At 57.5% G+C, this 19,997-nt stretch carries 13 protein-coding genes; 6 read left to right on the forward strand and 7 right to left on the reverse strand.

The window, feature by feature from the left end; genetic code table 11:
• Nucleotides 1-69: 69 nt before the first annotated feature.
• Nucleotides 70-2,589: an ATP-dependent helicase HrpB gene (gene hrpB / locus DL88_RS09560; protein ID WP_051955804.1), complete on the reverse strand. Its 2,520-nt coding sequence runs from the start codon at nt 2,587-2,589 to the stop codon at nt 70-72.
• Between the two features lie 402 nt (nt 2,590-2,991).
• Between hrpB and DL88_RS09565 the strand changes: the two genes are divergently transcribed.
• From DL88_RS09565 to DL88_RS09575, 3 genes are all read left to right on the forward strand, one after another.
• A complete protein-coding gene (locus DL88_RS09565) occupies nt 2,992-4,923 on the forward strand; it encodes a potassium transporter Kup (RefSeq protein ID WP_034995204.1) in 1,932 nt (643 codons plus the stop codon).
• A 104-nt stretch (nt 4,924-5,027) separates the two neighbouring features.
• Nucleotides 5,028-7,880 (forward strand): DNA mismatch repair protein MutS, encoded by a 2,853-nt coding sequence (mutS, locus tag DL88_RS09570; RefSeq protein ID WP_084705090.1) that lies wholly within the window; start codon nt 5,028-5,030, stop codon nt 7,878-7,880.
• A 39-nt stretch (nt 7,881-7,919) separates the two neighbouring features.
• Nucleotides 7,920-8,225: a carboxymuconolactone decarboxylase family protein gene (locus tag DL88_RS09575; RefSeq protein ID WP_034995205.1), complete on the forward strand. Its 306-nt coding sequence runs from the start codon at nt 7,920-7,922 to the stop codon at nt 8,223-8,225.
• Between the two features lie 181 nt (nt 8,226-8,406).
• Here DL88_RS09575 and hrcA read toward each other — a convergent pair whose 3' ends face one another.
• The 6 genes from hrcA to DL88_RS09605 all read right to left on the reverse strand — a co-directional run bounded on the left by hrcA (nt 8,407) and on the right by DL88_RS09605 (nt 16,073).
• A complete protein-coding gene (hrcA, locus tag DL88_RS09580; RefSeq protein ID WP_034995208.1) occupies nt 8,407-9,507 on the reverse strand; it encodes a heat-inducible transcriptional repressor HrcA in 1,101 nt (366 codons plus the stop codon).
• A gap of 278 nt (nt 9,508-9,785) precedes the next feature.
• Nucleotides 9,786-10,151, reverse strand: coding sequence for a response regulator (locus DL88_RS09585; RefSeq protein ID WP_034995211.1), 366 nt, complete (start codon nt 10,149-10,151; stop codon nt 9,786-9,788).
• 285 nt (nt 10,152-10,436) lie between these two features.
• Nucleotides 10,437-11,777 (reverse strand): outer membrane beta-barrel protein, encoded by a 1,341-nt coding sequence (locus DL88_RS09590; RefSeq protein WP_051955805.1) that lies wholly within the window; start codon nt 11,775-11,777, stop codon nt 10,437-10,439.
• Nucleotides 11,778-11,962: 185 nt separating this feature from the next.
• Nucleotides 11,963-12,112: a hypothetical protein gene (locus tag DL88_RS20275; RefSeq protein ID WP_156971026.1), complete on the reverse strand. Its 150-nt coding sequence runs from the start codon at nt 12,110-12,112 to the stop codon at nt 11,963-11,965.
• Between the two features lie 843 nt (nt 12,113-12,955).
• Nucleotides 12,956-14,545 carry a phosphoglycerate dehydrogenase gene (gene serA, locus DL88_RS09600; protein WP_034995216.1) on the reverse strand — a complete coding sequence of 530 codons (1,590 nt, stop codon included), beginning with the start codon at nt 14,543-14,545 and terminating at the stop codon, nt 12,956-12,958.
• Between the two features lie 355 nt (nt 14,546-14,900).
• Entirely contained in the window at nt 14,901-16,073 is a 1,173-nt protein-coding gene (locus tag DL88_RS09605) for a phosphoserine transaminase (RefSeq protein WP_034995218.1), read from the reverse strand.
• A 237-nt stretch (nt 16,074-16,310) separates the two neighbouring features.
• Here DL88_RS09605 and DL88_RS09610 point away from each other — a divergent pair, with 237 nt between their 5' ends.
• The 3 genes from DL88_RS09610 to DL88_RS09620 all read left to right on the forward strand — a co-directional run bounded on the left by DL88_RS09610 (nt 16,311) and on the right by DL88_RS09620 (nt 19,601).
• Entirely contained in the window at nt 16,311-17,546 is a 1,236-nt protein-coding gene (locus tag DL88_RS09610) for an argininosuccinate synthase (protein WP_034995225.1), read from the forward strand.
• A gap of 319 nt (nt 17,547-17,865) precedes the next feature.
• Nucleotides 17,866-18,234: an SWIB/MDM2 domain-containing protein gene (locus tag DL88_RS09615; protein WP_034995228.1), complete on the forward strand. Its 369-nt coding sequence runs from the start codon at nt 17,866-17,868 to the stop codon at nt 18,232-18,234.
• Between the two features lie 419 nt (nt 18,235-18,653).
• Complete coding sequence (locus DL88_RS09620) at nt 18,654-19,601, forward strand: aldo/keto reductase family protein (protein ID WP_034995238.1); 948 nt, start codon at nt 18,654-18,656, stop codon at nt 19,599-19,601.
• Nucleotides 19,602-19,997: the final 396 nt, after the last annotated feature.

Consider the following 19,997-nt stretch of genomic DNA (forward strand, 5'->3'; position numbering starts at 1 on the left):
GGATCGGCTTCGTTCCATGGAGCCGATGCTTTCGGCGGACAAGCTGCGTTTTGCCTTTGCGCTTGAAAATCAAACCGGACGTGGCTTGGCGCGGGTGGTTGGCAAGGCTTTCGCCGGATCGTCGGGCCAGGAATGGCGGGGATAGCGGCCTTTCATCTCGCTTTTCACCGAGGACCATGAGCCTTTCCAGAAGCCCGGGAGGTCGCGGGTGATCTGGATCGGCCGGCTGGCGGGCGAAAGCAGATGCAGGATGACGGGCACTTTCCCGCCCGCCAAGGCCGGATGATCGGCAAGCCCGTAGAATTCCTGAACCCTGGCCGCCAGCACCGGGCCTTCTTCCGTATAGTCGAGCGCGATGCGTGATCCGGCCGGTGTCGTTATATGAGTTGGCGCCTCGGCATCGAGCCGTTGCTGCTGGGCGTAGGTGAGTAGACTTTTCAGCGCGGCATCAAGATCCTCGGCCTGGAGCTCGGCGAGCGAAGTCTTGCCTTCGAGATAGGGGCCGAGCCATTGCGCAATCTCCCGGCCTAATGCCTCGTCTGAAAGGTCCGGCCAATCGCTGAAGTGTTCGTTGCGCGCGAGAAACAAGACCCGATCGCGCCATTGCGCCACGGCCTTGCCCCAGGGAAGACGCCAAAGACCGAGCGTGGCGATGCCTTCGGCGAGAAGCGCGCCGCTAGCCAATTCACGCGGGAAAGGCAGGTTGCGTTCGGACAGAATGAGAGCGCCAAACCGGCGGCGTCCTCTCGTCTGCAACGCGGCGCGGGAAGAATCGAAGAAAATTTCTTCCTTCGTTTCGATCTGGTCCGGGAATAGTGCGACGATATCCTCCTCCGTCAACACCGAGGCGAGGAGAATTCTTTGGCGCGCCGCCTGGCCTGTCAGTTCGCCAATGGCGAGATAGGGGCTTTGCGCCAGTGGATCGGTGGGGTCCAGCTCGGCGCCACGGCCGTTGGCCATCAGGAAGCCGCCGGTCCTGTCGCGCGCCTTGGCGATGCGATCGGGAAAGGCGAGCGCCAGCAGTTTGGGCGCCGCAACGCTGATGGCTCCGGCAAGCGGCGCGGTTTCGGCGCCAGCCTGTCGCAGAAAGGATTGGACCAGCCGACGGGCTTCCGCTGCGCGTGGGGAACGGTCGCGCCGGAAAGTCTCGAGTCGTGAGCTGAGATCGGTGCTCGTGCCGCCAAGACCGCGTTCAACGAGAAGAACCGCGATTTCCGCCGCCGCCTGAGCTTCGCCGCGCTCTGTCGCGGCAACGATCATGGCGGCGAGACGCGGGGGTAAGGCCAGCCGGGCGATCGCATGGCCTTTGGAGGTGAGATAATCCGCCTCGTCGAGAGCGCCGATCTCGCGCAGCAGAATGCGCGCTTCCTGCACGGCCGGCTTTGGCGGCTGATCGAGCCATGCGAGCCGCGAGGGGTCTCGAACCCCCCAGACCGCGAGGTCGAGGATCAGACTGGAAAGATCGGCTGCCGCTATTTCCGGCGTCGCGAAGGCAGGAAGCGAACCCGTCGCCACTTCCTCCCATAAGCGGTAGCAAACCCCTGGCTCGGTACGGCCAGCGCGTCCGCGTCGCTGATCGGCGGAGGCTCTTGAAACACGGCGTGTTTCAAGACGGGTCAGACCGAGGCCCGGTTCAAAGCAGGGGATCCTTGCGAGCCCGGAATCGATGACGACCCGTACCCCTTCGATGGTCAAGGAGGTCTCGGCAATCGAGGTAGCCAGAACAATCTTGCGCCGCCCGGGCAGGGCCGGGGCGATTGCTTCCTCCTGCTGCGCTTTATCGGCTGCTGAAAACAGCCCAATCACGGCGACGGCGGGATCGGCGATCCTTTCAACCAGCCGGTCACGGACCCGCGTGATTTCCGCCTGACCGGGGAGAAAAGCAAGGATCGACCCTTTTTCTTCCGCGAGCCCGCGGAGGATGGCGCGGGTCATGGCATCCTCGATTCGCTCATTCGGATCGCGTCCGAGATAATGCGTCACGACCGGAAAGGCGCGGCCCTCACTCTCGATGATGGGTGCCTGCCCGAGGAGGGCCGCGACGCGCGCGCCATCGACCGTCGCCGACATGACGAGGAGCCGCAGTTCCTCGCAAAGGGCCGATTGGGCGTCGATTGCCAGCGCCAAACCAAGATCGGCATCGAGAGAACGTTCGTGGAACTCATCGAAAATCACCGCACCTATGCCCTCAAGCCCGGGATCGGCAAGGATCATGCGGCTGAAGACACCTTCGGTGACGACCTCGATTCGGGTCTTGCCGGAGACCCGTGTTTGCGCGCGCATCCGCAGGCCGATGGTCTCGCCCACGGCCTCGCCTAAAAGGGAAGCCATGCGCTCCGCCGCCGCGCGTGCGGCCAGCCGACGAGGCTCGATCAGGATAATCTTGTTGGTGCCGAGAAAGACTGTTTTGAGAAGCGCGAGTGGAACGAGTGTGGTCTTGCCCGCGCCGGGCGGGGCAACAAGGACGGCGTTTTTATCTTGCTCCAGCCGTGTCATCAGGCGGTCGAGGACGTCCTCTATCGGCAGTGATGGATTGCCGCCACCCGCCACGGGTTTGGAGAAAGGCTTTGAAACGCGCGGCGATTCCATCTAAACGCATCCTGCTATTTTGGTGAAAGGCATAGTTGTGCGCATTTCCGGGATTTGTTCGGGTAATGCGGCTGATTGCCAGCCGTCTGAAGATCGCCGGGAGATGCCCCGTTGCCTGGAGATGAACGCTGTTTGGGGCGATGCGCTATCCGGTTGACTGGAACCGTTTGAAGCGGCCGTTGTCTGATCGCAAGGATCGCATTTCAGAAAGACCATGGCTGTTTCAACGAATGCGCCGATGGCTCTCTTGTGGGCTTGTCTTCGGTTATATGACACAATGAGGGCTGCTAAAGTCACTCTCTGTTTCGGACCCGCATTTTCTTATTCTGCCCTCCGGGCCTGAGAGGAATCGGCCGACCTCATCGCTATGGCCGCAGGATTGGACTTCGACAAGGATTCACCATGGGGCAGCAGATCGCTCAAGAGCCGGTTTCATTGGAGAGTTCGGTCCAATGCGCAGTGCCCGTGCCGCCGCAGGCCAAGCATGGAGGGTTCGGCGGTCTCGTACTCGGATCAGTCGGTGTCGTCTATGGCGATATCGGTACCAGCCCCCTTTATGCCCTGCGGGAATCGCTCCGACACGTCGAGGAAACAGGTGTCACCGACACAAGTGTGATCGGGACGATTTCCCTGCTCCTTTGGGCCTTGTTCATCACCGTTACCGCGAAATATGTCCTGTTTCTGATGCAGGCGGATAACAAGGGTGAAGGCGGTATCCTTTCCCTCATGGCCTTGGCACAGAAGGCGCTCGGCCATCGCGCAGCACCGGTGTTCTTCCTGGGCGTCGCCGGCGCCGCGCTGTTTTCCGGCGACGCGATCATCACGCCGGCAATCTCGGTTCTCTCCGCTCTCGAAGGCCTTGAAACAGTCGCGCCGCATTTCGAGACTTACATCCTGCCGACCACGGTCGCGATTCTGGTTTCCGTCTTCTGGGTGCAGAGCCACGGAACGGCTCGGGTGGCCGCCTTTTTCGGCCCCATCATGGCCCTTTTCTTCGTGACCATCGGTGGCCTCGGCATCATCCATATCGCCGATGCGCCGCGCGTGCTGCAGGCTTTCGACCCGATCCATGGATTGCGGTTTCTGTTCAGTCACGGTTTGATGGGATTTATGGTGCTCGGTTCCGTCTTCCTGGCGGTGACTGGCGCCGAGGCTCTCTATGCCGATATGGGCCACTTCGGCCGTAAGCCGATCCAATTTGCCTGGATCTGTTTTGTCCTGCCGGCTCTGAGCCTCAATTATCTTGGCCAGGGTGCCTTTATCCTTTCCAATCCCAAAGCCATCGAAAATCCCTTCTTCCTGCTGGCGCCCTCTTGGGCTCTCGTACCCCTTGTCATTCTCGCCACGCTCGCGACGGTCATCGCGAGTCAGGCGGTCATTACGGGCGCATTCTCTCTCGTCCGTCAGGCGATCCAGCTCGGCCTTCTGCCGCGCATGTTGATCCTGCACACGTCCGAGACGCAGGAGGGCCAGATCTTCATTCCCCGGCTCAATCGCATCCTGCTCATCGGCGTTCTCCTTCTCGTCTTCGTCTTTAAGAACTCGAGCGCGTTGGCTTCCGCCTACGGCATTGCCGTGACCTGCACGATGGTGGTGACGACGGCGCTCGCCTTCGTCGTGGTCTGGAAACTGTGGCGATGGCCGCTTTGGGGAGCCATCCCGTTTGTTGCCGCGTTTCTCGCTATCGATTTTGCATTTCTCACGGCCAATCTGCTCAAGATCGTCGATGGCGGCTGGATACCGCTCGTGCTTGGCTGCCTGGTGATGGTGATGATGTGGACGTGGGTGCGCGGCACCGCGCTTCTCAACGCCAAATCCCGCCGCGATTCGATTTCTCTGCAGGACCTGATCCGCATGCTGGAAAAATCGAAGCCGACACGGGTCAAGGGTACCGCGATTTTCCTCACCAGCACGCCCGAGATCGCGCCATCGGCCTTCATGCATAATCTCAAGCACAATAAGGTCGTGCATGAGCGGGTGCTGATCATGTCGGTGCAGACGGAGGATATGCCGCGTGTGGCGCCTTCCAATCGCTACGAGATCGAGCAATTGTCCGACGATTTTACGCGGGTGATTCTCCATTACGGCTATATGGAGAGCCCGAGGATCCCGGCTGCCCTCGCGATTCTGCGGAAATCGGGCCTCAAATTCGATATTATGACCACTTCGTTCTTCCTTGGCCGACGGTCCATCAAGCCGGCGCCCAATTCGGCCATGCCCGTCTGGCAGGACAAATTATTCGTCGCTCTGTCGAAACAGGCGGCCAATGCGACGGACTTTTTCTCGATACCGTCTGATCGCGTGGTGGAGCTGGGCGCGCAAGTTACAATCTGACGGTACCATCCGACGCGCTAAAAATTCTGAAGGAATGCGGTTTATCCACGCCGGAAATGCCACCGGGCCGTGCATGGGTGCTGGCGCTTTGCTAGACTGCGCCAATGCCCAAATCCATCCTCGCCACCCAGCAAAAACAGGATCATTCCGTCTCTCCGGACCCCGCGCCGGCCGCCAAAGTGTCGCCGATGATGGCCCAATATGGGGAGATCAAGGCCGGCTATCCGGATGTGCTCCTGTTCTACCGCATGGGGGATTTCTACGAACTGTTCTTCGAGGATGCGGAGCGGGCAGCGAGCGCCCTCAACATCGTTCTCACCAAGCGCGGACGCCATCTGGGCGAAGATATTCCCATGTGCGGCGTGCCCGTGGAGCGCGCCGAGGATTATCTTGCGCGGCTGATCGCCAAGGGCTTCAAGGTCGCGGTCTGTGAGCAGACGGAGGATCCGGCCGAAGCGAGAAAGCGCGGCGGCAAATCCGTCGTCCGGCGCGAAGTCGTCCGGCTCGTCACCCCGGGGACCTTGACCGAGGATTCCCTGCTTGATCCGCGCCGGTCAAATTGCCTCCTTGCCATCGTCCCGGCGGCGTCTCCGGGTGGCTCGGCAGCTTCCAAAGGAGCGGGCAGGAAGGCGCCAGACGACGAAATTTATGGCCTTGCCGCAGTCGATATATCGACCGGTTCCTTTTCCGTCCTCGAAGTCGACGGGCTATTTCTTGCTGCTGAACTGGCCCGTGTCGAACCGGCCGAAATCATTGCGCCGGATGCATTGTGCCAGTCGCCATTGCTGCGGCAGCTGGAGCGGCAGGTGACGCTGACACCCCTTGGTTCCCGTCTTGACGATGAGGTCTCGGCGGAGCGGCGCATCCGGGAATTCTATGGACTGGCGACGCTCGACGGCCTTGCCGCCTTCACCAGTGCCGAAAAAGGCGCTGCCGCTGCAGCTTTGTTCTATATCGAGCGCACCCAGTGCGGCGTGACGCCGATGCTCGCCACGCCTGGTCGGCTCGCCCGTTCCGCGCATATGGAAATCGATGCCGCGACGCGGGCCAATCTTGAGCTCACTCAGACACTTTCCGGCCGGCGTGAGGGATCTCTGCTCGATATCCTCGACCAGACGGTGACCTCGGCGGGTGGCCGTCTTTTGGCCGAACGACTGGTGGCGCCGCTGACCGACCCACAGGCTATTGAGAAGCGGCTTGCGACGCTTGATATGCTGATCGCTGAAACGCGGCTTGCCGAAGACCTGCAGACCCTTCTCAAATCCGTGCCGGATCTCGCGCGCGCTTTGGGCAGGCTCGGTCTCGGCCGTGGCGGGCCGCGCGATCTCGCAAGCCTTCGCGATGCGTTGGCCAATGCCAGTGTGGTTGGTGAGAGACTTGGAAGCATGAATGGGCTTCCGCAGGAGCTGACGGAGGCAGCGCGAGCCTGTCGCGCGATCGATAACAGCCTCATTCTTTCCTTGCGGGAGGCGTTGGCGGAAAGCCTGCCGCTCAACCGGCGCGACGGTAATTTCATACGCGTGGGATTTGATGCCGAGCTCGATGCCCACCGCAGCCTGCGCGATGAAAGCCGGCAGGTCATCGCGGCGCTGCAGGCGCGTTATTGCGAATTGGCGGAAGTCCGGCAGCTCAAGGTCAAGCATAATAATTTTCTCGGCTTCTTCCTGGAGGTTCCGCAGGCGCAGGGCGAAAGGCTGCTGCAGCCGCCCTTCGACAAGATCTTCAATCACCGTCAGACCATGGCTGACGCCATGCGTTTTTCGACCGCCGAACTCGCGGAACTGGAAGCAAAGATCTCGGGTGCTGCCGAGGCCGCGCTCGCGCGTGAAAACGCTATTTTCGACCGGCTGGCGGCGGCCATCCTGGCCTGCGCCGATCCTATCCGCTCTGTGGGCTTTGCTCTCGCGACCATTGATGTTGGCGTCGCGCTGGCGCTGCTTGCGCGCCGCAATGGCTGGAGACGGCCGAAGATCGATAGCTCGCTCGCTTTCGAAATTGAGGGCGCAAGACATCCTGTCGTCGAGGCCGCCTTGAAGGGGCAGGGCAGGCCATTCATCGCCAATGACTGCCGCCTGACCGCCGATCATGAGAACATGCTTTTTGAATGCCTGGGCGAGGATCTGGCGGTTCCTCCGGGAGGAGCCGGCCGTATAGCCATCGTCACCGGTCCGAATATGGGTGGCAAATCGACCTATCTGCGTCAGAACGCTCTTATCGCCATTCTGGGGCAGATGGGTGCCTATGTGCCGGCGCAATCCGCGCATATCGGGATCGTCGATCGCTTGTTCTCGCGGGTCGGCGCGGCGGATGATCTGGCGCGCGGACGTTCGACCTTCATGGTCGAAATGGTTGAGACGGCGGCCATCCTCAATCAGGCAACGCCCCGGTCGCTCGTCATTCTCGATGAAATCGGACGCGGTACTGCTACGTTCGACGGATTGGCGATCGCCGTTGCGGTCGTCGAATATCTGCACGAGACGAATCGCTCACGAACCTTGTTCGCCACCCATTTCGGTGAGGTCACGGCACTCGCGAGACGATTGTCGCGCCTCGTCAATCTCACCGTGCGCGTCGTCGAGGGAAAGGGCGATCTCATCTTTCTACATGAAATCATCCACGGGACGGCGGATCGCTCTCACGGCATTCAAGTCGCGAAACTCGCTGGCCTGCCAAAACCGGTTTTAGTGCGAGCAAAACAACTTCTCGTCGATCTGGAAGCGGGAGAGCGGCGCGCTGAGGCGGAACGGCTGGTTGCTGAAATGCCGCTCTTCGCCGGTCTGGCCACGACGTCTCAGGAAGAGGATGCGGCGCCGGTAGAAGACTCAAGCGGCCGTTCATACGAAACGAATGGCCCCGTCCTCGAAGCGCTCGACGAGCTCGATCCCGACAGGATGAGCCCGCGCGAGGCGATGGATGCGCTCTATCATTTGAAAAGTCTGCGCGCGCGGCAGGTATAATCTGCCGCGTAACAGGAACGAACTCAGGGAGGAAACGTAATGTATGATATGGCTAATCTGAAGAAACTCGATGGGCTGGCGAAGAATGCGCCTTCCGCCTGGGAAGGCTATCTCGCCTTTGACAAGGCGGCGATGGCGGAAGGCGCCATCCCGGTGAAATACAAGGAACTGATTGCGCTTGCAGTGGCCTTGACGACGCAATGCCCCTATTGCCTTGAAGTCCACAAAAAGGGTGCCGAGAAAGCTGGCGCGACGCAGCAGGAAATCGCCGAAACGGTTTTCATCGCCATGGCGTTGCGGGCGGGAGCCGCGCTCACCCATGGCACGCATATCGTTCAGGAGTGAGGCTTTCCGCCGGATGCGCTAATACCAAGTCTCAATGAGAATGACTTATTGATACTTGATCCCCGTGATGGTGGTTTTCCGCCGAATTTTCTTGGTCCCAACAGGTTGGGGCCAAGAAGAGGTGGTCCAAGGTGTATGCGGCATCTGTTTTTGAAAAAACGATAGCGTCCGGTGCTTCGTGCTACCGTGACTGCAGCATCCGCATGATCAATTTCGATGTGTAATCGACCATGGGCACGATGCGAGCATAATTGAGCCTTGTCGGGCCGATGACACCGATAACGCCGACGATATGTTGCTGCCCGTCGTGAAACGGTGCGGCAATGGTCGAGGAGCCGGAGAGAGAGAATAATTTATTCTCTGATCCGATGAAAATCCGCACGCCTTCTCCCCCCTCCGCGCGGCTCAACAGGTCGATGACATCCTTTTTGGTCTCGAGATCCGCGAAAAGCAGCCGGATGCGTTCGAGTTCCTCGAGCGCAGTTAAATCTTCCAGTAGATTGGCGTGGCCGCGTACAATCAATTGCGGCTCCTGGCCGGAACATTCGGCCCAGCTTGCGAGGCCGGCATCGATGAGCCGGGCAGTCAATTCACCCAGTTCCGCTTCGACGGCCTTGCGCGATGCCTCTATTTCCACGCCCACTTCCTGCAGCGTCCGCCCGCGTATGCGCTCATTGAGATAATTGCTGGCTTCCGTCAGGGCGGAAGGGGGCAGGCCGGCGGGAATCTGGACGATGCGGTTTTCGACGGAGCCTTCTTCTGCGACCAGCACGGCAAGGGCGCGTTCGGGTTCAAGACGCACGAATTCTATATGTTTGAGCCGCGCATTTTCCTTGGTCGTCAGGACAAGCCCCGCGCCACGGGTCAAGCCGGACAGCATCATCATGGCGTCACCGAGAAGGTCCTCGAGCGTCCTGTCGCCGGCGGCGACATTGATCTGTGCTTCGATATGGGCCCTCTCCGCCTCGCCAATGTCGCCGACTTCAAGAAGCGCATCGACGAAAAAACGCAGACCAATTTCGGTCGGCAGGCGTCCGGCGCTGGTGTGAGGCGCATAGATCAGGCCGAGCGATTCCAGATCCTGCATGACATTGCGTACGGAAGCAGGGGAGAGCGGGATCTGGAGAAGCTTCGCCAGTTGACGTGAGCCAACCGGTTCTCCAGTGGCGAGATAGGACTCGACGAGGTGACGGAAAATCTCGCGCGACCGTTCGTTCAGCGTGCCGAGAGCGGTCGTGTTCGGAAATAGCGAAAAATGCGGCGGATCGAAGGAAATGGCCATCCCGCGAAAGATGGCAAGAGTTGACCTTGGACGCAAGGCATTGGCGGGATTGATTGGCCTTCTTTTGCGATTGCCAGTGGGTCTGGCGCTATCAAATGAAAGAAAAATCGCAAATTGTTCGGAATGAACGATCTTTTTGCGGGGAATTGTAATGCCGAGATTCCAGTCACCGAGCGGCGCTAAACGCCAGTTCCCGTGCGACCAACCCGCTGGCCATGAAAATGATGGCTTTTCTCAAAAAGTCTTAAATTGGGAGAATTCAATTCAGAGGAAAGAGTTTAATTTGCGACAAGCAATTCGCCGACGGCTTTTTCGATTTCCTTCGCCTCGAAAGGCTTTTGCAGGGTTTTGCAGTGCGAAAATGCCCCGTTTAGCCCATGCGCGCCATAACCCGACAGGAAGATGAAGGGAATGGATCGTGTGTTCAGCTCCTCGGCGATTGGATAACTTGGCCGGCCGTTGAGATTGATATCGAGGAGCGCGAAATCGACCTGCTTTTCAGCAATATATTCTAACGCTGTCTCAACCGAGGTTTTCACCTCGACCGTCTTGCAGCCAATATCGATGAGCACATCTTCGAGAAGCATGCCGATCATTGCTTCATCTTCTACGACAAGAATATGGAGATCATGCAAGTTTTTCACGGTCTACGCCAGTTCCTGGAGAGCATTACCAGAGCGCAACGCCTGAAAAAAAGAAGGGTTCCGGACCCTTTCATACTCTTGTGATCGGTATGGCAAAACCCATGAACAAGCCCGATCCCCGCAACGCATTGCGCGCTTGGTACGCGTGCGAACGGTAGGAAAGAAGGAAAGGTAAAGGGAGGAGGCAGTCGATCTCCCGCTCATAGCGAAAGTCGGGGCGCTGAAACGACAAGACGGGACCAAGCATGTAGGCCCCGTCTTGAAAAATGCTAAATCTTGCCTCGATCAAAACCCGAGAACGATATCACCACCGATCATGAGGGCGGTCTGCGAACTTCCGTTGTTGAAAGGTGAGGTTCCATTGAGAGCCTGGTCGATACGCACTTCCGGCCGAAACATGAGAGTCTTTACCGGCAGGTTGTAATGCGCCCAGTCGATTTTCGGTTTGAAGGTCACATTCACCGTGAGTTCACCATAGGTCGTCGGCGATGGCGCTCCGACGAACGTATAAGGCAGGCCACGGATACTATTCGTATAGTCACGCGTATTCATAAAATTGCCGACAAGGACGCCGGTGTTATCTCGCATGAGTTCGCCGCGGACGTTGAGCGTTGCTTCGTCGTTGAGAGCATAAGCCAGATAACCGGCGAAACCATAAGCGGTTCTATGAGCGAGCCCATAATCATACATCAAATTCGCTTCGCCGCCGAGCGTGACTTTCTCATCCTGTTTGTAGGTGACGACGACATCGTTCCAGGAGCGCATGAGATTGTTGGCGTTTGGAACGAGAAGGACCGATTGCTCCGGGCCGAGCCGGCTCAGCGCGACGATATTCAACTTGCCATCCGCCAGCTTGTTGAGGCCGAAACCGAAATAGCCCGCTGGCTCCGAATTGTTGTCATTCGGCGCAAATGACGTTTGCGCACCGGCATCGATACCGGCGTAAAGGTCAAATGTATCGTTCACATGCCAGGTGGCAATGCCGCCGATGTGCTGGAAGGGAACGAGGAAATTGGACATGTAGGAGAAAGTATAGAAGGGCCGAACGGCGGGGTCGAAGACCTCATAGCCCATGGCGCCTGGGGTCAGACCAAATTTGACGTCTATACCGCCCGAAGTGAACCATGGCAGATGCGCCAGTGCAGTCAAATTGGTGGGCACGAGCTGATTACGACCGCCCAGCATGTCATCATTCAAACCAAGAATGTGATTGTAGCGGGCGTCCGTGCCATAGATCATCTGAAACAGGAAACCGAAGTCATAGCCCGTTGCGGATGGATCCAACGGTCGCTGGAATGTAACCATGACCTGGCTGAGCATGGGTTGGTTGGCATAGTCGGAATAGAGCATTCCGAAATTCCTACCATTGCTCGGATTGGCGGGATTACCGGCAATACCCGCTTCGATCTGAAGGCCCAGCGAAATCGTGTCGCTCCAGGCTGCGGGGGCAACCTTGACGGCAGGAGGTTCAGCAATATCAGCGGCCGCAGCGGTTTCAATTCCCGCCGCCAGAAGGAGGGAGCAAAGCGCCAGGGGCCTTGATCGAGAAGCCAAACTGGTGGTCCTCGCCGGATGGCGGGCGTCTGTGGCAAGACACCGGCGCGGGAATTCAGAGAAGAATAACATCGGGTTTTCCTCGATGAACATTCGCTTTAAAAAACGACGCAAATGGGAATTTGTTGTTAACGCATCTGCCATTGTGCTTATCGATATATCCATGAACACAATGACTCACCACACGACCATGTCGGCTACGGGATTCGCATTATCTGGTTGTTACCTAGTCTCAGAATTAACATTGGCTGCTTGTTCTAGGTCTTGATGCGCAGGGCGTTGTAGGCCGGTGCGCGCACGGTGAAACGTGCCACCGTGCAATCATGGCTCACGACTTGTGCGAATCCATGATCGTTGAAGAAGATTGCCAAAATCGCAGGCAATTCTCCGGAGCGCGGGAGAAACACCAAGAATTTCCGTTGCTAGTCATTAGCTAGCATGAAGGTTACTCTGCCGTCTTGATGAATATTTATTTATGATGACGAAATTTTAGTCAATATAGTTTTCATTTCCAAGACATGTGGTTTTGTCGCGGCGCGCTTTGTCAGCCCATTATTCTCACTCATCGGCTTGAGAAGCGGATGTCAGATAATGTTTTATGTGTTTGTAAACGCGCTGTATTTTCCCGCAGTGGAAGATTGTTATTCCAGAGTGATGAAGCGGAGCGGGATGATTGTTTTTTGCAACACATCCCGAGAAAAAGAGATCTTTGACGATTTCGAGATGCATAGGTCGGCGGCGCTAAGAGCCAGGGCATATTCTTTCCAACTCATCTCCCTGCCGGGATCGACGTGGGAGGCCCGGTAGATCGGACCCTCCGCTGATCGAGCGCGAAAAACGCCGCGCCAACGAAAAATAGATCGCACCCATCGTAACTGCCCCGGGGATTTCAAGAACGGTTCGATGGCAGTGCTATCCCGCCCGCCATATGGCGGGCGTATAGAGGCAGCAGCGCGACATATAGATTTCGTAAAAACTGTCCCACACGCGAAATGCGTACGAATCAAATCATTAAGCTTGATGCGAAGTGAGCGGATCGCTGCCGAGATGGACAAAAAAAACCGCTTCACTGAAGTTTCAGCGAAGCGGCTCGAAAGACCATCGATAGTCGTCGGGGAGGGGTCCACATGGGGATAGGTGGACCAAATTTATTCGCCGATACCAAATCCAGATGATTGGGAGATATCAAGATTGGATATTTGCGAGCCTTTGGGCAGAAACGCCCTCAGGCATTTTCAGGCGACTTGCTTTCAGAAAGCGAGCAGTTTCGCCTTCTTCACACCGGGCAGGGCCTTGACCTCGCTCAGCACATTATCTGGCACGCTTCCGTCGATTTCGACGAGCGCGATTGCCGAACCGCCCTCCCGATCACGACCGAGGGCGAAAGTGGCGATGTTGACGCCCGCATTGCCGAGCAGGCTCGCAAAACGGCCAATGAAGCCCGGCTTGTCTTCGTTGGAAATGTAAATCATCGCCGGCGCGACAGCGGCATCGATCTTGATATCGTTGATCGCAATGATACGGGGCTTGCCGTCGTGGAAAACGGTTCCGGCGATCGAATGCGACCCTGCTTCGGTTTCAACCGTCAGAGTGATCAGCGATTCATAATCGGCGTCGGCAGCGGCGCGGCTCACTTCATCGATGATGATACCACGTTCCTTGGCGACCGCTGGGGCCGAGACGACATTGACATCCGAAAGCAGCGGCCGCAGCAGGCCGGCAATTGCTGACGCGGTAAGAGCCTTGATCTTCAATTGGCCGACTTCACCTTCGTAGGTGATCGTGACCTTCTTGATGGCGGTGTCGACCACCTGACCAGCGAACGAACCGAGCCGATCGGCAAGCGCAATGAAGGGCTTCAGTTTCGGTGCTTCCTCGGCGGTGATCGACGGGAAGTTGACGGCGTTGGAAATGGCGCCGCGGATCAGATAATCCGACATCTGTTCGGCGACTTGCAGGGCCACATTCTCCTGCGCTTCCGTGGTCGAGGCGCCGAGATGCGGCGTACACACGACATTGGGATGACCAAACAGCGGGTTTTCCTTGGCCGGTTCGGTCACGAAAACATCGAAGGCGGCTCCGGCGACATGACCGGAATCGAGCGCCTTGCGCAGGGCTTCCTCATCGACGAGACCGCCGCGGGCGCAATTGATGATTCGTACACCCTTCTTGGTCTTGGCGAGATTTTCCGCGGAAAGGATATTCTTGGTTTGCGGCGTAAGCGGCGTATGCAACGTGATGAAATCGGCGCGCGCCAGCAGATCGTCGAGTTCGACTTTTTCGACGCCGAGATCGAGCGCCCGCTCTGGTGTCAGGAAGGGGTCGAAAGCGATGACGCGCATCTTGAGGCCGAGGCCGCGTTCGGCGACGATCGAACCGATATTGCCGCAGCCAATGATGCCGAGAACCTTCGCGGTGATCTCGACGCCCATGAATTTATTCTTTTCCCATTTGCCGGCCTGTGTCGAGGCATCGGCTGCAGGAATCTGCCGGGCGAGCGCAAACATGAGGGCGATTGCATGTTCGGCTGTCGTAATCGAATTGCCAAACGGCGTATTCATTACGATGACGCCCTTGGCAGTCGCTGCCGGAATATCGACATTGTCAACGCCGATGCCGGCGCGTCCGACGACCTTCAGGTTCGTGGCCTTTTCAAGGATCTTGTCGGTGACTTTGGTTGCCGAGCGGATGGCGAGGCCATCGAATTGCCCGATGATCTCGGCAAGCTTGTCTTTATCCTTGCCGAGATCGGGCTGGAAATCGACTTCGACGCCGCGCTCCTTGAAGATCGCTACGGCGGCTTCCGACAGAGCATCGGAAATGAGAACACGGGGAGCCATGGAATTCTCCAGAAACTGCGGGACGCCCGCAAGTGTCGCGGAAATGCGTTCCGTTAGGATGACGGATCATGTTTTTTAAAAGGGGCCCGAGAAAAGGGTTCAAGAGAACCCCAAGAAAGCGGGGCATTGGAGCGTTTCGGATATATCCAGAAACGCTCCATTCAAAATAAGAGCATTTTCAAAAGGAAAACGCTCATGCGGACGCACACCGAGCCGGCCGCCGGGAGGTTGACAGCGTTTCAATTTCCAGAAGCGCTGTTACCTGGTCCGGAAAACCATATGCTGAAGCGGAGGCGATCGCAGGGTCCCGCTTCAAAAGCGAAAGGGGCTTTGACAGCCGCGATACCAGCTCTAATCAGGCCGCTTTGGCGAGATCGCCCTTGGTCTTGGCATAGGCATAATCAAGCCATGCCGTCAGAGCGGTGACATCGCTGGTTTCCACCGTGGCACCGCACCAGATACGCAGGCCGGGAGGAGCGTCGCGATAGGCGCCAATGTCATAGGCCACATTCTCTTTCTCGAGAAGGCTCGCCAACTTCTTGGCGAAATCGGCCTGTGCTTCGGCGGGCAGGGCGGTGATTTCTGGATCGGAAACCTTGAGACATACGCTCGTATTGGAGCGAATGGCCGGATCCGCCGCGAGGAAATCGATCCAGGCGGTTTTTTCAACCCAGTCGGTGATCGCCTTGGTATTGGCATCGGCGCGGGCGATCAGGCTGTCGAGGCCACCAAGCGATTTCGCCCAATTGAGGGCGTCGATATAGTCCTCGACGCAGAGCATGGAGGGCGTGTTGATCGTCTCGCCGACGAAAATACCTTCCGTGAGCTTGCCACCGCTCGTCAGGCGGAAGATTTTCGGCAACGGCCAGGCCGGCGTATAAGTGGTGAGCCGTTCAACCGCGCGGGGCGAGAGAATGAGCATGCCATGGCCGCCCTCGCCGCCAAGCACCTTTTGCCAGGAGAAGGTGACGACATCGAGTTTCGCCCAATCGAGCTTCTGGGCAAAGGCAGCGGAAGTCGCGTCGCAAATGGTGAGGCCCTGACGGTCCGCCGCGATCCAGTCGCCATTCGGAACTTTCACACCAGAGGTAGTGCCGTTCCAGGTAAAGACGACGTCATTGTTGAAATCGACGGTCGCAAGATCCACGATCTCGCCATATCCGGCCTTGAGCGTGCGGACATTCGGCAGTTTCAGTTGCTTGACGATGTCGGTGACCCAGCCCTGACCGAAGGATTCCCAGGCAAGCACATCGACACCGCGTGCGCCTAGGAGAGTCCACAGCGCCATTTCGACAGCGCCGGTATCAGAACCAGGGACGATGCCGATGCGATAATCGGCCGGAACCTGCAGAATTTCACGGGTGAGATCGATTGCCAGCTTCAGCTTGGTCTTGCCGATCTTGGCGCGATGGGAGCGGCCGAGCGGCGCATCCTTGAGAGCGGAAAAATCCCAGCCGGGGCGCTTGGCGCAGGGGCCGGAGGAAAAGCAGGCATTGGCCGGGCGAGCGGCGGGAAGCGTATCGGTCATGTAACCATCCTTTCAGATGGGCGCCTCTCGTTGGGGAGAGGTGTCCCGGCGCTGTCGATACGCGGGAACAAGGTTGCGGTCAAGCGTCTGATGGCATGACGAAGGGAAGAGCCGCATACAGCGGCGTCGAGCATCAAAGATTTATCGAAAACACATCGGTGACGCAGGGCCGATCGCTTGCCAGCTGACAGGAGCGCACTATAAAGCGCCAAACTGCCTCTCTCGCCTGGGTCCCCTATGTCCACAGACCAGAAATCCATCAAGAAAGTCGTCCTGGCCTATTCCGGTGGCCTCGATACGTCGATCATCCTCAAATGGCTGCAAACGACCTATGGCTGCGAGGTCGTGACCTTTACCGCCGATCTCGGCCAGGGTGAGGAACTCGGGCCCGCCCGCGACAAGGCGCTTTTGCTCGGCATCAAGCCCGAGAACATCTTTATCGAGGATTTGCGCGAGGAATTCGTGCGCGATTACGTCTTTCCGATGTTTCGCGCCAATGCCCAATATGAAGGGCTCTATCTGCTCGGCACTTCCATCGCACGGCCACTGATCGCCAAGAAACAGATCGAGATCGCACGGGCGACCGGGGCCGATGCCGTGGCGCATGGCGCGACCGGCAAGGGCAATGATCAGGTGCGTTTCGAGCTTTCCTATTATGCGCTCGAACCCGACATCAAGGTCATCGCTCCCTGGCGCGAATGGGATCTTTCTTCCCGTACGGCTCTGCTCGACTTCGCCGAAAAGAATCAGATTCCGATCGCCAAGGACAAGCGGGGAGAGGCGCCTTTCTCTGTCGACGCCAACCTTCTGCATGCTTCGTCGGAAGGCAAGGTGCTGGAGGACCCGGCGCAGGACGTGCCCGATTATGTCTATTCCCGCACCTTGAGCCCGGAAGAGGCGCCGAACCAGCCGACCTATATTGAGGTCGATTTCGAAAAGGGCGATGCGGTCGCGATCGACGGCGAGGCTCTGTCTCCCGCCACTTTGCTGACGCGTCTCAACAAGCTTGGCCATGATAATGGCATCGGGCGGCTCGATCTCGTCGAGAATCGCTTCGTCGGGATGAAGTCGCGCGGCATGTATGAGACGCCCGGCGGCACGATCCTCTATTTCGCCCATCGTGGCATCGAGCAGATTACCCTCGACCGCGGCGCGGCGCATCTGAAGGACGAGCTCATGCCGAAATATGCGGAGCTCATCTACAACGGCTTCTGGTTCTCACCAGAACGGGAAATGCTGCAGGCGCTGATCGACAGAAGCCAGGAATTCGTGACCGGCAGGGTGCGGCTGAAACTCTATAAGGGCGGAGTCTATGTCGTCGGCCGTTCCAGCCCCTATTCCCTCTATGATCAGGATCTCGTCACATTCGAGGAAGGCGCGGTCGCCTATGATCATCATGACGCCGCAGGCTTCATCAAATTGAACGCCTTGCGTCTGCGGACGCTGGCGAAACGGGCGCGCAAGCTGGCCTGACCCGGCCGAATCACATGATTCGCATGGTCTTGAGGGCATCAGTGCAAATGGGAAGAAACACGCCTTTTGGGCTGTCTCAATCGATCATGTTCATCATTCAGCCATGATCTCGGCCGGGATTCGAAGCTTTTGGAGTGGAAAGCACTGCAAATTCTCTTGGAAGCCCGCGCTCTGCTTGACGTTGCTTCATGGTTGGGGTTCGTTCTGCCAGGCAGGACTGCCGCAATGACTGCCCGGCCCATGGGCAGCTCGGCGCAAAGTCCATGTGGTCCAATAAGCTGCATGGATATATCTGGACAATTCTAAGGAGGCAGACGGGATGACGACATCCAGCAAGAAATCGCCAGGCGCGGAGACCAAGGCTGCCCCGGCAAAAGCAGCCAAAGCGCCTGCAAAGACTGCGGCTAAATCCGCCAAGGCGACTGAGAAAGCTGCTAAGCCTGCCGGCAACAGTGCTTTCAGCAAGCCGTTGCAGCCCTCCAAGGAATTGGCGGAAATCGTCGGGTCTGAGCCTTTGCCGCGCACTGAAGTGGTCAGCAAGGTGTGGGAATACATCAAGAAACACAAGCTTCAGAACGAAGCGAACAAGCGTGAGATTCTCGCCGACGACAAACTCAAGCCGATCTTTGGTAAGGACAAGGCGACGATGTTCGAAATGAACAAATTCCTGGCGCAGCACCTTAAATAAGCGGAACCCGGAATTCGGGCGGTTTTGCCGCCAGCATGCCCGGACCTGATGGGTGCGACCACGAGAGAGAGTGTGGCACCCAGCAAGTCGCCTTTAACCCTTGATACGAACCATGGCAGAGCGGCCGTCCCCTCAGACGGATGCAAAGAAGCACCCAATGGGTGTGATCAGGGGTGAGAGAGGTCCTTTGAAAGCGAAGGGGGACGGGCTCTCTCCGGAGGTGGCGTCGTGAAATGGCGGGTTCGGCAGGGGAATGGGATTGAATGGTCTGGCTTCTGCTAGGGCATATGCAATGTCGCATATGCTCCGGCCGGAGAAGTTGAGCGTATCGCGCTTCATTTCGATGCACCGCCCTTTGGCGGAAGCCCGAAGCAAGGGTGATTTCGGCACGACGCGCCGCAGCAGGAAAGAGCCTTCACGTGAAATATCGTCAGCTTGGTGACAGTGATCTTCAGATTTCGACGATCTCTCTTGGATCGTGGCTGACTTATGCAGGCGGTATTGAGAAGACTCAGGCTATTGCTTGCATTCACAAAGCGTTCGATGTCGGCATTAATTTCTTCGATACGGCCAATGTCTACGGACGCGGTGCGGCGGAAACCGTATTGGGGGAGGCCTTTACCGGTATGGACCGGTCATCCTTCATCCTCGGCACCAAAGTGTTCGGGGCGATGAGCGATACGGACAAGGGTCTATCGCGTGAGCAGATCATCAAGCAGCTAGACGCCTCGCTCAAGCGTTTGAAGACAGATTATGTCGATCTCTATCAATGTCACCGTTACGATACGGAGACACCGCTCGAAGAGACGATGGAGGCGCTGACGGCCGAGGTAAAGAAGGGCAAGGTTCGCTATATCGGTTTCAGTGAATGGCCGCAGGACAAGATCGTTGAAGCCTGCGAAATGGGCGATATGGTGCCCTTCGTTTCCAGCCAGCCACAATATTCCTTGCTCTGGCCCTATCCGCAAAACGAACTCTTTGATCTTTGCGCCGATTATGGCGTGACGCAGATCGTCTGGTCGCCACTCGCGCAAGGTATTCTGACAGGCAAATATAAGCCAAATGGGAAATTACCCGGGTCATCGCGCGCCGCAAGTGAAAGCATGGGTTCGATGGTCCCGAAACGCTGGCTTGAAACGCCGGTTCTGGAAGCCGTAGAGAAATTGAAACCGCTGGCCGATGAGGCTGGTCTTACGCTCGCGCAATTTGCACTCGCCTGGGTTTTGCGCAAGGCGAATGTCTCTTCGGCAATTATCGGGGCGAGCCGACCGGAGCAGGTGGAAGAGAATGCCAAGGCTGCGGAAGTGCAGGTCACGAATGAACTCTTCTTTCGTGCCGAGGATATTTTGAAACCGTTCATTCAGTAGAACGGCGGCATGATGCATGAGAGCATTTTCTGATTACGTTGAATCGCTTCCCAATTTTAGTATCCTGAAAATGCTTTGGTTTTTTGAGTAGGGCGTTTCTGGATTTATCTTAAACGCTCTAAAGCACCCGCGACCAATTCTATCCCTCGAAATATACTGTTAAAGAGGATGCGATCGCACCAACGATCGGTGAAATTGACATAGAGGATAACAATCTTCACGCAATCGACGAAGATATCTACTCCTGCCTCCTATGCGGCCGTTGTATCGAATGTTAGATTTTGTAAAGTATTTTTGATTTACATTTTGCATAATGACGCACATTGACTCAAAATGTTTGACCAGGGTCTGGGAAGGAAACAGGCGCAATTTAATGTTGATTCCAAATCCTTATGC

The sequence above is a fragment of the Beijerinckia mobilis genome (assembly GCF_000745425.1).
Classification (GTDB): domain Bacteria; phylum Pseudomonadota; class Alphaproteobacteria; order Rhizobiales; family Beijerinckiaceae; genus Beijerinckia; species Beijerinckia mobilis.